Genomic DNA, 15,240 nt, shown 5'->3' on the forward strand with positions numbered 1-15,240 from the left:
CATGGCCCGCCCCTCCGACACCGGAGCCTCGGGCGCCCCCGCCACGCGCGCCGCGCCCGCGCGCGTGGGGGGCTGGCTGGCGCTGGCGCTGCTGATCATCGTGCTGGACCAACTGACCAAGGTGTACTTCAACACCTCGTTCCAGTATGGCGAACGCGTCAACGTGCTGCCGGTGTTCGACTTCACGCTGATGTACAACCGCGGCGCCGCGTTCAGCTTCCTGGCGTCCGAGGAAGGCTGGCAGCGCTGGTTGTTCACCGGCCTGGGCTGCGTGGCCGCCGTGGTCATCACGATCATCTTGCGCCGCACCCATGGGCAGCCGCGCTTCAGCCTGGCGCTGACGCTGATCCTGGGCGGCGCCATCGGCAACGTCATTGACCGCGTTGCCTATGGCCACGTGGTGGACTTTCTGCTGTTCTACTGGAACGAGTCCTACTTTCCGGCCTTCAACCTGGCCGACGTGGGAATCAGCTGCGGCGCCGTGCTGCTGGTGCTGGACGAGTTGCTCCGCGCCCGTAAAAAGCCTCAGGCCTGACGCCTTCGCGCCGGGGCGTTCTGCCCCGGCCGCCCCTGCCCCACCTGGCTTTTGCCTCGCTTGATACCCCCTGAATGCATGACGAACGGCGCAATGCCGCAATGCAGAATAAAATCACCCTCCATTCCTCGATTTCACGGCGCTGAACCCGCCGCCACGCCCTCATGCTCGATCTCGCCCGCAAACGCATCGTCCTCGGTCTGACCGGGGGCATCGCCTGCTACAAAATCGCCGAGCTGGTGCGGCGCATGACCGAACAAGGCGCCACCGTCGACGTGGTAATGACCGAGGCGGCCACGCACTTCATCACGCCCGTGACGATGCAGGCCCTGTCGGGCCGCCCGGTTTTTGTGGACGCCTGGGACGCGCGCGTGCCGAACAACATGGCGCACATCGACCTGACGCGCGGCGCGGACGCCGTGCTGATCGCGCCCGCCAGCGCCGACTTCATGGCCAAGCTGGCGCACGGCATGGCCGACGACCTGCTGTCCATGCTATGCCTGGCGCGCGCCTGTCCGTTACTGGTGGCGCCCGCCATGAACCGCGAGATGTGGGCCAACCCGGCCACGCAGCGCAATGTGCAGCAACTGCGCGCGGATGGCATCAGCGTGTTGGGTCCGTCGGCCGGCGAGCAGGCTTGTGGCGAAACAGGCGACGGCCGCATGCTGGAAGCACACGAGCTTCTGACAGACCTGATCGCTTTCTTTCAGCCCAAGCTGCTGGCGGGACGCCACGTGCTGCTGACTGCCGGGCCCACGTCCGAACCCGTGGACCCGGTGCGCGTGCTTAGCAACCGTTCGTCGGGCAAGACCGGCTACGCGCTGGCCCGCGCCGCGCGTGAAGCAGGCGCGCGCGTGACCTTGATTACGGGCGCCACCTTCCTGCCCGTGCCGCGCGGCGTGACGGCGCTGTCGGTCATGACGGCGCGCCAGATGCACGACGCGGTCATGGCCAGCGCGGCGGATGCCGACATCTTCATCGCCGTGGCCGCAGTCGCCGATTGGCGCGTGAAAAACGTCAGCACGCAAAAGCTGAAAAAGACGAGCGAAGGCGGCGGCGCGCCGGTGATGGAATTTGAACCGAATCCGGACATCCTGGCCGAAGTGGCCAAGCTGGAAAACGGCCCGTGGTGCGTGGGGTTTGCGGCCGAGACCGAAAAGCTGGCCGAACACGCCGAAGCCAAGCGCCAGCGCAAGGGCATCCCGCTGCTGGTGGGCAACCTGGCGCACAAGGTCATGGACGCCGACACCACCGAACTGGTGCTGTTCGACGAGCAAGGCGCGCACCCGCTGCCGGCGGGCGACAAGCTGGAAGCGGCCCGCCGCCTGATCGCCGAAATCGCGGCGCGCGTACCGGACTAGGTTTTTTTTTCTGCCTCATTCGTTTCAGCCTGATCTTTCCGACCGGATATTCCCAGGCAAAAAAGAAGGGCCCTTGCGGGCCCTTCTGCTTTACTGCTCCAGGCTGATGTTCGCGGCCTTCACGATATCGGCCCATTGCTGCCGATCTTTTTCCAGAAACTGCGCCGTCTTCTCCGGCGTCATTTCCGTGACCGGCTCGGAACCCAGCCCTGCCATCTTTTCAACCAACGCCGGGTCTTTCAGCACGTCTTGCAGCGCGGCGTAATAGGCGGCCAGCACGTCGGCCGGCAAGCCCGCGGGCGCAAACACGCCCTGCCACGTCGGCATGTCAAAGCCCTTCAGGCCCTGCTCGTCCAGCGTCGGCACGTTGGGCAACTGCGGCGCGCGCTTGAGCGAGGCCACGGCAATCGCCTTGACCTTGCCTTGCGAGGCCAGCGGCGCGGCGGTCGAGATGTTGTCCATCGTCATGGCGATGTGCCCGCCGAGCAAGTCCGTGATGACCGGCGCCGCGCCACGATAAGCCGCGTGCGGAACCTTCACGCCCATCTTGTACAGCATGGTCTCGGCGATCAGGTGGTTGGAAATGCCCACGCCCGCCGTACCGTAGGTGGCGGCTGGCGTCTTCTGGAAATACTCTTTCAACTCCGCCAGGTTGTTGGCCGGCACGTCCTTGTTGACGATGACCACGTTGGGCTGCACGGCGGCCAGCGTGATGGGCGTGAAGTCCGACGGCTTGTAGTTGGTGCCCTTGGGATTCAAGACATGTGTGATGGCCATGGAACCGGCGGCCGCGATGCCGATGGTGTAGCCGTCGGCAGGCGATTGCGATAAGCGGTACGCCATGATGTTGCCGCCGGCGCCGGCCAGGTTTTCAACCACAACGGACTGACCCAGGCGCTTGGACAGCGGATCGGCAAGCAGGCGCGCCAAGGTGTCGGCCGAGCCGCCGGGCGCAAAACCCACCAGCAGCCGCACGGGCTTGGTGGGCTTCCACGCGTCGGCGGCGTGGGCGGGCGCCAGCAGCGCGGGCAAGACCGTCAAGGCAGTAACGGCGGACAAGGCGCCAACGGCGCGGTGCAAGGTACGGCTGAACATGAAAAAACTCCCAACAATAAATTGACGAAGACAGCTTCGTCTCCCCATGCCGCTCATCCGGCATGGCGGCGACATGAAAACGCCGGCGCCACGCCGTGCTGAAACATCGGCGGCTTTATTCCAATAATTCCGACAAGGCCTGCGCCACGATGCGGTTGGACAACAGCACCGGCCGGCCCGAGGCCTGGGCGACCGCGTCGCGCATGCGCTGCCCGTAGCCCATGCAATGCATGACGATCAGGTCGCACGATGCCAGGGCTTGCCCCGCCTGCGCGAAGTTGCGCGCGGCCAATTCCGCGTCGGCCTCGTAAGGCGACGCATGCACGATCTGCGTGCCGCAGGCCAGCGGCACCGCCAGGTGAAAGAAGTCGACCTGTTCGGCCAGGGGCACCACCAGCCCCACATTGCGGCAATGCTGCGACAGGCCCGCGACCAGATGGTCGACCACCTGCTGCGGCTCAACCACCAACGTGCGCATGGGCGCGATGGCGGTGCCTGTGCACAGCGGTACCAGCGCGTCGTAACCGGCGTCGTCCGCCTGGCGCATCACCTGGGCCAGCCGGGCTTCGGCGGCAGCGGCGTCCAGCTCGATCTGCGTGCCGTCGCGCATGCGCGTGGCAAAACGATATTCGCCGTCACGCGGCGCCATCGCGGCCAGCGCGGTCGCGTCCAAGCCGTCCAACGCCCCAAATTCATCGATGTGTACGGCGTCGCCCAGCAGGCGTGCCATCTCGGGCACGACGTCGCTGCGCGGCGATTGGCCGATGGTGAAGAACGCCACGCGGCGTGTCACGGCGGCGCTCATGCGGCACCGCCATCGTCATGCCCAACGGTTTGCAAGTGCGCCATGGACCCGTATCGCGATTGCAGCGCGCGCCATTCCGCATCATCGAAGAACGTCATCGTGCGCTGGCCATACAGCTTGGCAATTTCGATGCAGAAGCGCATCGCCACGTCGGCGTCCACCGCGTTGGTCACGCCGGTGGCGCAACCGGGCACGGTGGTTTGCGCCGTCAAGGCCACACCGACCACGGGCGCGTTGGTGACAATCGCGGGTTGCATCAGCGAGTTCACGTGCCACAGGCCGTTTTCGTAGGGCGTGATGTCTTGCGTCGTCAGGGGCAGCGTCACCGGAAGTTCTCCGCTGACCCAGCCCATCACGTCCAGCATCGTTTCGGGAATGCGCAGCAGATAGCCCTGCTTGGCCACCGGCGTCAGCGCCACGCCGCGCTTGTTCACCAGGCGGTTGCCGCGCGTGGTGTCCACCGACAGGATGGCGTCCATGCGCGGGTCCACCTCGTGCGACATCATTTCGCGCATCGGAAAAGGCGAACGCATCATCGGCACGGGATGATGCGGGCGCGTGCCGGCGCGCGGGCAGATGTGCGTGCGGATGCGCACGGTGCCCGGCATCACGTCGCCCTGGCGCGCCATGGCCATCAGCTTGAGCGCCGCGGCAATCGCCACCACCGCCCCGTCGCTATCGGACACCAGGCCCGTCACGGCGGGCCGGGCGCCGATGCCGCCCAGGCGGCCGACTATGCCCAGCTGCGGCGCGGATGCATCCAGGCCGGGAATGACGATGGACAAAAAATCGGTCGCGGCGCCGTCGCGTTCCAGGCGCGTGACTTCCACCTCGCAATCGCCCGCGTCGCGCAGCACCCGCGCCACTGCCTCGCCGGTGATGTGCGCCGAGGACAGAAGTTCGATGGTGTCTATCACCTGCTTCATGCCGCGATCTCCAGCGGGCCGGGGCGGAATACGCGCGGCTCGTTGTGACCCAGGAACAGCGGCGCATCATGCGGACCCACCAGCGCCACCTTGGCGCCGCGCACGCGCAGCCCCGCGCCTTCGGGCAGCCCCAGCACGGGCATGTCGGGATTCAGGGTGCAGAACTCGGCCAGACGCTGGGCGCGCGTTTCGCCACGGTGCCCGGGGGGATGCGCGTTGGTGTAGTGCGGGTTGATCTGGAATCTGATCAGGTTCAGGCCGTCGAAACCGCCCGGGTCGGTAATGGGCATGTCGTTGGTGGTGCAGATAGTGGGGCACGTCAGGTTCGAGCCCGCGCTCCAGCCCAGATACGCCGCGCCCTCGCGGACGCGGCGCTTGACCACGTCCAGCAGCCCTTGGCGCCGCAGTTGGCCCAGCAGATTGAAGGTGTTGCCGCCTCCCACGATGATGACGGCGGCCTTTTCCAGCGCCGCCACCGGGTCTTGTGCGCGGTGCAGGCCTTCGATGGCAAGGCCGGTGTCCGCCAGCGCGGATTGCACCAGCGCGGTGTAGTCGTCCCAATCGCGCGTGACGCCGGCGAACGGCACGAACACGGCGGGCGCGCCTTGCGGCAGGGATTCGATCAGCTCGCGGATGTCCGGCATGGCGTGCACCAGGTAGCCGGCGTCGCTGCTGGAATTGCTGAGTAGCAAAAGGTTCATGGGGAAGGTTCCATCAACTAGGCAAAGGGAAGAATTCAGGTCAGCCAGTAGGGGTCGCTCAACTTGCGCCCCAGCCCGGCCACTTGCGTCAGGACCAATTCGCGCAAGCGCGCCACACGCTCGGCGTCGGCCTGGAATGACACGAACGACAGGCACAGGCCGCGCAGTTCGCCGGTGGCCGGGTCGCGCACGGCGGCGGCCACGGCACCGATGCCGGGCATGGCCTGGTCGATGGCGACGCCGTAGTGATCGGCGCGCGTCTGCTCGACCAGCCGCGCCAGGTCGCCCACGGTGGCTGGGCAATCGCGGCCTTCCATGGGCAGCGGTTGCGCGGGGTCGGCGCCATATAGCGTCTGGAATTCGGCGTCGCTCAAGCGCGACAGCAGCGCACGGCCCATGGCGGTGCCCGACGCATTGCGGCGGGAACCGGGCGGCGATAGCACCTGCACGGGATGTGACCCGTTCAAGCGTTGCAGCACCACGGTTTCGCGCTGGTTCAAGGTGGATAGGTACGCGGTCAGCCCGCTGTCTTCGGACAGCCGTACCAGCACATCGCGGCAAGCCTCGTCCAACGGCGTGGCAGCCATGCCGGCACGGACCGCCTGCGCCAGCAAGGCGCCAGGCCGATAGCGGCGCGTGGCGGGGTCCTGGTCCAGCATGCCGTAACGCTGCATGTGGTTCAGCAGGCGCGATGCCGTGCTTTTTGGCATGGCCAGGCGCGCCGCGACATCGGTAAAGCTCAGCTCCATGGCGCCGTCCGCGTAGAGCGACAGGACGCGCTGGACTCCATCGAGAATACTCATGCTTGTTCCATAAATCGGAACCATAGTTCCTTAATAGAGAACAAGAATAATGCGACCCGGGAACGCGGTCAATACAGATCGTTGCCGCAAAAAAAATCCCCCGGGGCTCCGGGGGCTCAGGGCTGAGACACAGGGCTGAGACACAGGGCTGAGACACAGGGCTTGGGGGCACAGGGCTTGGGGGCACAGGGCCGGGACCGCCTGATTCAGCGTGGGTAATTACCGGTCGGCAAGCGTGGACCATTGCGCCAGCGGCAACGGCGGCTGCGCATGCAGGATGCGCGCCAGCACCAGCTTCAATTCCGCCCAACCGCCCCGCTCGCTGGGCCACGTGGACGGCGTCACCGGCGTCCAGCCGCCGCCGGGCGCACGCTGGGCCATCTTGAAACGGAAGGTGTAATGGCCGGCCATGCCCATGCGCAGGTCGCTGACGACCAAGGCGTCGCCGATGGCGTCATAGCGCAGCCAATCGTCGGTGAACCAGCGCAGACGTTGGTGCAACGGCACATCGTCCAGCGCCCGGGCCAGCTCCAGGTGCAGCGGTTGGCGCAGCCATTCCGGCTTGCCCCGGTCGAACAGGCTGCTGACGGCTTCGTAGTAATTGCCGTCCGCCGTCTTGGCGATGACCCGCCACACCAGGGTGGTGAACGGCATCGACACCGCCCGCAGCTCGGTCACGGCAATGCCCTCTTGCTGCATGGCATCCCGTACGCGGTCTTCCGCGACCATGCGGCTGGCCAGGCCGAAACCCAGGTAGGCCGTGCTGAAGAGCAGCGCGCCGGCCATCAGGCGCCGCGCGCGGTCCGTCATGCCGACGGCAATGGCGAAGAACACCGCCAACAGCAAGGGCACGGTATAGACCGGGTCAATAATGAAGATTGCCGACCAGCTTTCCGGAACGGGTGTCATCGGCCAGAACAATTGCGTGCCATACACGGTGAACGCGTCCAGCACCGGGTGCGTCACCAGCACCAGCCATAAAGTCAGGAACAGCCGCCTGCCGCTATACGGCGCCCGCGGCCAATATTTGCGTATCAGCCAGGCAAGCAGCAGCGCCAGCCCGGTCAGCACGAATATCGAATGGGAAAAGCCCCGGTGGTAGGTCATCAGCGAGACCGGGTCGGGATAGCGCATCAGCACGTCCAGGTCGGGCACCGTTGCCAGCGCCGCCCCGTACACCAAGGCCCGACGCCCCTGAAACCGCCCCAGCATGACGCCCTGTATGCCCGCTCCCAGCACCGCCTGTGTTACCGAATCCATAGTTTCCCAATCAACCCCGTCAGTCGCACCGCATCAATCAGACAGCCTAGATAACATTTGGCCATCCAGGTAGGCGTTAAGATACCCGATTGCTTTCAGCTAATTTTCAGACTTCGCCTTCATGGATCAATATATCGACAAAATCGGGCTGTTCATCGAGGCCAACCAGGTATGGGCCGGCCCGATCACCTTCCTGCTGACCCTGGGGGAATCGTTGGTACTGGTGGGCCTGTTCATTCCTGCCACGGCCTTGATGCTGCTGACCGGGGGCTTGATCGGCGCCGGCACGCTGGACCCCTGGGGCGTCATTGCGTGGGGCATCGCGGGCGCCATTGTGGGCGACGCGATTTCCTATTGGCTGGGCCGCTGGGCGGGGCCGGGCGTGTTGCGCCGCTGGCCGCTCAAGCAGCAGCGCACCGGCGTGGCGCGCGCGCGGTTGTTTTTTTACCGCTATGGGTTTGCCTCGGTGCTGATCGGCCGTTTTCTTGGGCCGATCCGCTCGACCATACCCACGGTCGCCGGCGTGATGGGCATGGCCCATCACCGCTTCCAATTGGCCAATGTCATGTCGGCCCTGCTGTGGATGCCGCTGATGCTGGCGCCGGGCTACATCACCGCGCGTAGCCTGGGCACGGCGGAAAACGCGCAGCAGATCGCCATGATGATCGGCGCGGGCCTCTCAGTGCTGCTAGGATGCGGGCTTCTGCTGGCCATGGTGCGCAAGCGCCGCCAGCCGGCGCGGCAACGGCGCAGCAACTGATCGGAGAATTGGCATGGCGATAGACCTTGAGCCCAAAGACGGCGATTTCGCGCGCTACATCGAAAACCTGTCGCGGGCCGGCGGGGTCACGCCAGGCAAGGTTCCCGAAAAGCGCCGCGCGTCCCATCAGGCGACAGCCACGGTAGCCGTGCCCGCGCCCGCCACGGGCGATTCTCTGTCCACCGCCCCCTGGGGCAATACCGCATCGCCGCGCTCGTCCGCCGGCGCGCCGGGCGCCACCGCCCCGTCGGACGCGGCCGATATCTCACTGGCGCGGCAAGCGCGGCAGCGCAAGGTCGGCATCATCCTGACCATTGGCGGCGTGTTGGCCGGTTGGGCGGCGGTCAACATCGCATTCCGCGCCCTGCGCTCTTCGCATTTCGAGCTTGACCAGCTGATGCCCGCCGTGTTCCTGGCGTTTTTCGCCTTCATGCTGCTCAAGGCGGCGGGCAGCGCGCGCAAGCCGCGCGGCACGTCGCTGGGCAAGCTGCCGCCCTTGAAGACGTCTTCGTATCGCAAGGACAGCTGACGCCGTCCGGGCAGCCGCGGCAATGGTGCTAACATTTCCGCCGCTGTCGCAAAGACCCTTGAAGAATTACGGAGTGAAAGTGAATAACGTTGTCGGATTGAACCAGGCCCAGGCGGCCACGATGCTGAAGTTGCAAGACCACTTGAACAGCATGATCAATCCTGACTGGGTCAACGGCGGTTCACGCTTCCTGCGCGCCGCCTTCGTCGAATCGGCCGAGGCGCTTGAGCACTACGGCTGGAAATGGTGGAAAAAGCAGACCATCGACCTGCCCCAGGTGCAAATGGAACTGGTCGACATCCTGCATTTTTATCTGTCGCACACCATCGTCCAGGCCGGCGGCCAGCCGGCCGACGCGGCGCGCGCGCTGATGTCGGATCTGGCCACGCCAGCCTCCGTGACGCTTGACGGCCGAGCCTACGCGCTGGACGCCCTGCCCGTGCCGGAACTGCTGGAGCTGCTCGGCGGCCTGGCTGTTTGCGGCCGCGCCAGCTACAAGGTGCTGGAACAGACGATGACGGCGTGCGAAATGAGCTGGAACGACGCCTACACGCAGTACGTGTCCAAGAACGTGCTGAACATCTTCCGCCAGCAACATGGCTACAAGGAAGGCACCTACATCAAGATCTGGAACGGCGAAGAAGACAACGTGGTGCTGGCGCGCCTGCTGTCGCAGCTGGACCCCACCAGCGCCGATTTCGCCGACGCGATGGCACGCGAACTGGAGCAGGCTTACGCACGCCTGAAATGATCGAACCCGAGCCATCGTCGGCCCGGTAAGGAAAAATCGCCGCGATACGCGGCGATTTTTTTGTGTCCAGGACCCCGGCGTTTCAGCGTTGCCCGAAGCGCGTTTCGCCGAACAGTTCCTTGAATTCACGCGGCTGCGAGCGCCAGTACTGATGCGGCGCCGCTACCTGGCCGCCCAGTTGCGCGGCCGCATGCCAGGGCCAACGCGGGTCGTACAGAATGCCGCGTGCCAGCGCGACCATGTCGGCCTGCTCTTGCGCCAGGATGGCTTCAGCCTGCTGCGCCTCGGTAATCAGGCCCACCGTGATCGTCGGCATGCCCACCTGGCGCTTGACCTCGGCCGCGAACGGCACCTGGTAATTCGGCGCCACCGGAATTTGCTGCCGCGACGACACGCCGCCGCTGGACACGTCGATGAATTCGCATCCCAGCGCCTTCAGCCGATGCGCGAATGCAATGGTCTGGTCCAGGTCCCAGCCGCCCTCGACCCAGTCGGTGGCCGACACGCGCACGCCCAAAGCCATCGACGCCGGCACGACTTCACGCAGCGCCTGGAAGACTTCCAGCGGAAAGCGCATGCGGTTTTCAAGCGAACCGCCATAGGCATCGTCGCGCTGGTTGGCGATCGGCGACAAAAATTGATGCAGCAGGTAGCCGTGCGCGGCATGCAGCTCGATGGCGTCAAAGCCCAGCCTGATGGCGCGCCGCGCGCTGTCCACAAAGGCGTTGCGCACGCGCGCCAGGCCGGCTTCGTCCAGCGCATGGGGCGGCGGTTCGGAATCCTTGTGCGCAATGGCCGACGGCGCCCAGCCTTGCCAGCCGCCTTCCGACGGCGGCACCAGCTGCCCGCCGTTCCAGGGCGCATCGCTGGACGCCTTGCGACCCGCGTGGCCCAGCTGGATGCCCAGCTTGATGGGCGAATAGCGCCGCACCGCCGCCACGACGCGGCCCAGTGCCACTTCGGTCTCGTCAGACCACAGGCCCAGATCCCCCGGCGAAATCCGGCCGTCGGGCTCGACGGCGGTGGCTTCCGTGAACAGCAGCGCCGCGCCGGACAGGGCCAGGTGACCCAGATGGATCATGTGCCAGTCGTTGGCACAGCCGTTTTCGGCCGAGTATTCGCACATGGGCGCGATGACGATGCGATTGGACAGCTGGACGTTGCCAACCGACGTGGGACTGAACAGGTGACTCATGTAGGCCTCCGGGCATGGGATGCGAAAGCATAGCGCCCGGCCATGACGCCGGGCGCAATCCCATCGCCCCTGTCAGGGTTAAATCCGGGGTGCTTGGCCCTATTGCCCTTCGATCACCGAATCCAGGAACTGGCGCGTGCGCGCTTCTTGCGGCTGGCTGAACAGCACGGAAGATTCGGCGTCCTCGACGATGTTGCCCTGGTCGAAGAACAGCGTGCGATCCGAGCTGCGTTCGGCGAACTTCATCTGGTGGGTCACGATGATCATCGTCATGCTGCGGCGGGCCGACAGCTTGCGCAGGATCTCCAGGATGCCGCCGACCAGCTCCGGGTCCAGCGCCGAGGTCACTTCGTCAAACAGCATGATTTCCGGGCACATTGCCAGCGCGCGGGCGATGCCCACGCGCTGCTTCTGGCCGCCTGACAACTGCGCTGGGTAAACGTCCAGCTTGTCGCCCAGCCCCACCATGTCCAGGTATTCGACCGCGCGTTCGCGGGCCTGGTCCTTCGTCATGCCCAGCACATGCACCGGCGCTTCCATCGTGTTGCCCAACGCCGTCATGTGCGGAAACAGATTGAAGTGCTGGAACACCATGCCGATCTTGCCGCGCACACGCCGCAGGTATTCGGAATTGACGCCCACCGGCCGGCCGTGTTCATCGGTCCACATCGGCTGCCCGTCGATTTCGATGTCGCCGCTGGTGGGTTGGTCCAGCGTCATCAACACACGCAGCAACGTGGATTTTCCGGAGCCCGACGGCCCGATCACGGCCACCGTCTGGCCCGCCGGAATTTCCAGGTTGATGCCGCGCAGCACCTCCAGCTCTCCGTAACGCTTGTGCAGATTCTTGATGGTCAAGCTGGCGCTCATCGCTTTCCTCCATATCGTTGCAGGCGGGCCTCCAGGCCGCGCACACCCCACGCCGCCACCAGGCTCAACGCCAGGAACAGCACGCCCACCAGGGTCAGCGGTTCGGTGTATCGGAACGTGGCCGACCCGATCATTTTGCTTTGTTGCAGCAGTTCAACCACCGTGATGGCCGACAGCAGCGGCGTGTCCTTGAACATGGCCACCAGGTAGTTGCCCAGCGCTGGCACCACGGGCGGAATCGCCTGCGGCAACACCACGCCCACCGCCGTGCGCCAGCGCGACATGTTCAGCGCCGTGGCCGCTTCCCACTGCCCGCGCGGCACCGCTTCGATGCCGGCGCGGTAGACCTCGGCGCAGTACGTGGCGTAATGCAGCCCCAGCGCCACGATGCCGGTGGCCAGCGGCGACATCTGGGCCCCGGTCAGCGGCAGCACATAGAACAGGAAATACATCTGCACCAGCAGCGGCGTGCTGCGGATGAACTCGATCACGAAGGCGGTGGGCAGCGACACAATGCGCAAGCGGGAACGCCGCATCATGGCCAGGACCAGGCCCAGGGTGACGGCCACCAGCATGCCCAGCACCGTCGCCTCGATCGTGATGATGAGCGCGGAGCCCAGCGTAGGCAGGATTTTCAGTGCGAAAGCCCAATCGAATATCGGTGTCATCGGACTCGGACCCTCCGCTCAAGGGCCCGCACGCCGGCCGTGATCACCAGGGCGACGGCAAAGTACATCAGCAGCATCAGGGCAAAGATCTCGGTTGTGCGCAGGGTTTCGCTGCGCAACAGCTGGCCGCGGAAGGTCAGGTCAGTGATGGTGATGAGCGAGACCAGCGCGGTGTTCTTCATCAGTTCGATCAGCAGGTTGCCGGCGGGCGGCAGCATGGCCGGAATCGCTTGCGGCACCACGATGCGCCGCATGATCTGTGCGCGCGTCAGGTTCAGCGCCACGCCCGCCTCGCGCTGGCCGGGCGGCACGGCGCGAATGGCGCCGCGCACCACTTCAGCGCCGTAGGCGCCCGCGTTCAGGGCCAGCACCACGATGCCCACCAGCATGGCCGGCAATTGCACGCCAAAAAGCGGCAGCACGAAATAGAACCAGAACAGCTGCACCAAAGCCGACGTGCCCCGGAAGACTTCGACGTACACGGACGCCAGCCACCGTAATGGCCGCACGGGCGACAAGCGCCCGATTCCCGATGCCAGCGCCAGCGGCACCGCCAATACGACGGCGCCCCCCATGATTTGCAGCGTTACGGCCAGGCCCTCAAGCAAGGGCGGCACAAGCGTCGCGATGTGTTCGGAAACGACTTGCATCGGCGCTCCTTACTGGCCGGCGCAGAGCTTGGCGGCCGTCGCGCCTTGCGGCAGTTCCTGGTCGGTAAAACCAAATGGCGCCACCAGTTTCTTGTGCTCGTCGGTGCCGATGAATTTGGCCAGTTCGGCGTTGAAGGCATCCGCAAACGCCTTGTCGTCGGTGCGGAAGGCATACGCGCCGTAGCCGCGCACGCCCTTGCCGTCGATCACCGGGTCGGTGAAGGGCTCTGCCTTCTCCAGGCCGCTGCCGGCTTGCGTCTTGCCCATCAGGTCGTTGATGGTCAGCGCCGTGGCCGCATAGGCGTCCGCGCGCCCCGCCTGCACGCCGGACAAGGCGCTGACGGCGTCGGGAAAGACCACCACCTGACCGGCGGGCACCTTCACTTTTTCGGCGTACTCGCCTTGGATGGCGCCCACGACAACGCCCAGTTTGGCGTCCGGGTTCTTCACCACGTCTTCATAGCTGTGCAGCTTCTTGGGGTTGCCCTCTTTCACCAGGAAGGCCTCGCCCACGCCGTAGGTCGGGTCGGAAAACGCGACCTGCTGGCAGCGTTCAGGAGTGACGTACATGCCGGCGGCAATGATGTCGAAGCGCTTGGCGGCCAGGCCGGGAATCAACGAGCCGAATTCCGTCAGCACGCCTTCCACTTCATTGATGCCCATGCGCTTGAGCACCACGCGCGCAATCTCGACCGATTCGCCGGTGACTTTGGCTTCTTTGCTGTCCATGTACGCAAACGGCGCCTCGTTGGCATAGCCGACACGGATCTTGCCGGCGGCCTTGGCGGCGTCCAGCGTGCTGGTCGCGGTGGCCGGCGCGCCGCCGGCGGCGGGCGCGGGCTTGTCTCCGCCCGAGTCCGAACACGCGGCCAACACGCCGAGGCCCAGGGCCAACAGCAAGCGTTTGGATTGCAGCAAGGTCATGAATGATTTCTCCCGAATCTATTTCTAGGTGCATGGCTTCGCTAAAAATAATACGCTATTAAATGATTTCTACACTAATCATATAGGCGTAAAAAAGCAGGCCTAAGCCTGCTTTTAGCGTCCGTTGCCCTATGGAGCGTAAACAAACGTTACGGTCGGTAGGAAACCATGGCAGCGGCTATTGCGCGTATGAGAAGCGGCCATTCTTGACCACGCCCATAACCCGGGCGCGCTCATCGAATCCCTGATGGTTGTCCTTCGAAATGTTCAGGACGCCATTGGGCACGATCAGGTCGCGGGTGTTTTCCAGGGCGTCGCGCAAGGCGCCGCGGAACTCCGGCGTGCCGGGCTTGGCGCCCGTTTTCAATGCCCGTCCCACTGCCGAATCCAGCAGCATCCAGGCGCCATAGGCGTCGCCCGCGAATTGCGTCAGGGTATTGGCGCCGTACTGGCCTTCGTACTTGTCGGCAAATTCCACGGCCACCTTCTTGACCGGGTTGCTGTCGGGCAGCTCGCGCGCCACGACGCCGGGGCCGGTCGGGAACAAGGTGCCTTCCACATCGCGACCGCCCACTTGCAGGAATTCCAGCGTGCCGATGCCGTGCGTCTGGTAAATGGTGCCGGTGTAGCCGCGTTCCAGCAGCGTCTTCTGCGGCAGGGCCGACGGCGTGCCGGCGCCTGCGATCAGCACCGCGTCGGGTTTGGCGGCGATCACCTTCAACGCCTGGCCCACCACGGACGCGTCCGTGCGCTGGAAGCGTTCCTGCGCCACGATCTTCAGGTCGGTGCCGGCCGCGGCGGTGAATTCCTTCCACCAACTGTCGCCGTAAGAATCCGCGAAGCCGATGAAGGCCACGTTCTTGAAGCCCTTTTTCTTCATATCTTCGACCAGCACGGTGGCCATCAACGAATCGTTCTGAGGCATCTTGAACGCCCAGGCTCGCTTGGGGTCGGACAACGGCTCCACGATGACGCTGGAGGCGGCCAGTGCAATCATGGGCGTCTTGGTTTCAGCCAGCACGTCCAGCGCGGCCAGGGCAGCCGCCGTGGTGTTGGGGCCGACGATGGCGTCGACCTTGTCTTCAGACGTCAGCTTGCGCATGTTCTTCACCGCGCGGCTGACGTCGGTGCCATCGTCCAGCACGACGTAGCGCGCCGGCTCGCCGCCCAGCGTCTGGGGCCACAGGCGGATGGCGTTATTGGTCTGGATGCCGATGGCGGCGGCGGGGCCGGTCGTGGACACATCCACGCCAATCACGATTTCGGCTTGGGCGGACAAGGCGGGCAGCGCCAGCGCCAGCGCAACGGCGCAGGCATAGCGTAAAAAAGTGCGAGACATGACAGCAGCTCTTGGGACGGTTGAAACGGATGCCGCTATTTTGCCTGATGCCCGTAAGCCGTTACATC

Annotated in this window: 17 protein-coding genes; 5 read left to right on the forward strand and 12 right to left on the reverse strand. The window is 65.3% G+C overall.

Features of this window, described 5'->3' with window-relative positions; translation table 11 throughout:
* Position 1 precedes the first annotated feature (1 nt).
* Complete coding sequence (gene lspA, locus V6F88_RS07470; protein WP_332608668.1) at positions 2 to 535, forward strand: signal peptidase II; 534 nt, start codon at positions 2 to 4, stop codon at positions 533 to 535.
* Between the two features lie 164 nt (positions 536 to 699).
* Positions 700 to 1,896, forward strand: a complete 1,197-nt coding sequence (coaBC, locus tag V6F88_RS07475; protein ID WP_332608669.1) for a bifunctional phosphopantothenoylcysteine decarboxylase/phosphopantothenate--cysteine ligase CoaBC — start codon at positions 700 to 702, stop codon at positions 1,894 to 1,896.
* 90 nt (positions 1,897 to 1,986) lie between these two features.
* Here coaBC and V6F88_RS07480 read toward each other — a convergent pair whose 3' ends face one another.
* The 6 genes from V6F88_RS07480 to V6F88_RS07505 all read right to left on the reverse strand — a co-directional run bounded on the left by V6F88_RS07480 (position 1,987) and on the right by V6F88_RS07505 (position 7,486).
* Positions 1,987 to 2,991 (reverse strand): Bug family tripartite tricarboxylate transporter substrate binding protein, encoded by a 1,005-nt coding sequence (locus V6F88_RS07480; protein ID WP_332608670.1) that lies wholly within the window; start codon positions 2,989 to 2,991, stop codon positions 1,987 to 1,989.
* A gap of 115 nt (positions 2,992 to 3,106) precedes the next feature.
* Positions 3,107 to 3,796 (reverse strand): AroM family protein, encoded by a 690-nt coding sequence (locus V6F88_RS07485; protein WP_332608671.1) that lies wholly within the window; start codon positions 3,794 to 3,796, stop codon positions 3,107 to 3,109.
* Complete coding sequence (locus V6F88_RS07490; RefSeq protein WP_332608672.1) at positions 3,793 to 4,722, reverse strand: DUF1177 domain-containing protein; 930 nt, start codon at positions 4,720 to 4,722, stop codon at positions 3,793 to 3,795. Before V6F88_RS07490 ends, V6F88_RS07485 begins: the two co-directional genes overlap by 4 nt.
* The gene (gene pepE / locus V6F88_RS07495; RefSeq protein ID WP_332608673.1) at positions 4,719 to 5,423 is read right to left on the reverse strand and encodes a dipeptidase PepE; all 705 of its coding nucleotides are present in this window, start codon (positions 5,421 to 5,423) and stop codon (positions 4,719 to 4,721) included. Before pepE ends, V6F88_RS07490 begins: the two co-directional genes overlap by 4 nt.
* A gap of 35 nt (positions 5,424 to 5,458) precedes the next feature.
* Entirely contained in the window at positions 5,459 to 6,226 is a 768-nt protein-coding gene (locus V6F88_RS07500) for an IclR family transcriptional regulator (protein WP_332608674.1), read from the reverse strand.
* 219 nt (positions 6,227 to 6,445) lie between these two features.
* Entirely contained in the window at positions 6,446 to 7,486 is a 1,041-nt protein-coding gene (locus V6F88_RS07505; RefSeq protein ID WP_332608675.1) for a metal-dependent hydrolase, read from the reverse strand.
* A 121-nt stretch (positions 7,487 to 7,607) separates the two neighbouring features.
* Here V6F88_RS07505 and V6F88_RS07510 point away from each other — a divergent pair, with 121 nt between their 5' ends.
* The 3 genes from V6F88_RS07510 to V6F88_RS07520 all read left to right on the forward strand — a co-directional run bounded on the left by V6F88_RS07510 (position 7,608) and on the right by V6F88_RS07520 (position 9,526).
* The gene (locus V6F88_RS07510; RefSeq protein WP_104144439.1) at positions 7,608 to 8,246 is read left to right on the forward strand and encodes a DedA family protein; all 639 of its coding nucleotides are present in this window, start codon (positions 7,608 to 7,610) and stop codon (positions 8,244 to 8,246) included.
* Between the two features lie 13 nt (positions 8,247 to 8,259).
* A complete protein-coding gene (locus tag V6F88_RS07515; RefSeq protein ID WP_332608676.1) occupies positions 8,260 to 8,775 on the forward strand; it encodes a hypothetical protein in 516 nt (171 codons plus the stop codon).
* Positions 8,776 to 8,872: 97 nt separating this feature from the next.
* Positions 8,873 to 9,526: a dUTPase gene (locus tag V6F88_RS07520; protein ID WP_332608964.1), complete on the forward strand. Its 654-nt coding sequence runs from the start codon at positions 8,873 to 8,875 to the stop codon at positions 9,524 to 9,526.
* Positions 9,527 to 9,608: 82 nt separating this feature from the next.
* Here V6F88_RS07520 and V6F88_RS07525 read toward each other — a convergent pair whose 3' ends face one another.
* The 6 genes from V6F88_RS07525 to V6F88_RS07550 form a co-directional block, all read right to left on the reverse strand.
* On the reverse strand, positions 9,609 to 10,721 hold the full coding sequence (locus V6F88_RS07525) for an NADH:flavin oxidoreductase/NADH oxidase (RefSeq protein ID WP_332608677.1): 1,113 nt from the start codon (positions 10,719 to 10,721) through the stop codon (positions 9,609 to 9,611).
* Positions 10,722 to 10,820: 99 nt separating this feature from the next.
* Positions 10,821 to 11,591: an ectoine/hydroxyectoine ABC transporter ATP-binding protein EhuA gene (gene ehuA, locus V6F88_RS07530; protein WP_332608678.1), complete on the reverse strand. Its 771-nt coding sequence runs from the start codon at positions 11,589 to 11,591 to the stop codon at positions 10,821 to 10,823.
* Positions 11,588 to 12,259: an ectoine/hydroxyectoine ABC transporter permease subunit EhuD gene (gene ehuD / locus V6F88_RS07535; protein WP_332608679.1), complete on the reverse strand. Its 672-nt coding sequence runs from the start codon at positions 12,257 to 12,259 to the stop codon at positions 11,588 to 11,590. Before ehuD ends, ehuA begins: the two co-directional genes overlap by 4 nt.
* A complete protein-coding gene (gene ehuC / locus V6F88_RS07540; protein ID WP_332608680.1) occupies positions 12,256 to 12,909 on the reverse strand; it encodes an ectoine/hydroxyectoine ABC transporter permease subunit EhuC in 654 nt (217 codons plus the stop codon). Before ehuC ends, ehuD begins: the two co-directional genes overlap by 4 nt.
* A gap of 9 nt (positions 12,910 to 12,918) precedes the next feature.
* A complete protein-coding gene (gene ehuB, locus V6F88_RS07545) occupies positions 12,919 to 13,833 on the reverse strand; it encodes an ectoine/hydroxyectoine ABC transporter substrate-binding protein EhuB (RefSeq protein WP_332608681.1) in 915 nt (304 codons plus the stop codon).
* A 178-nt stretch (positions 13,834 to 14,011) separates the two neighbouring features.
* Entirely contained in the window at positions 14,012 to 15,172 is a 1,161-nt protein-coding gene (locus tag V6F88_RS07550; protein WP_332608682.1) for an ABC transporter substrate-binding protein, read from the reverse strand.
* Positions 15,173 to 15,240 lie beyond the last annotated feature (68 nt).

The sequence above is a fragment of the Achromobacter sp. ESBL13 genome, assembly GCF_036668755.1.
Lineage (GTDB): Bacteria > Pseudomonadota > Gammaproteobacteria > Burkholderiales > Burkholderiaceae_B > Achromobacter.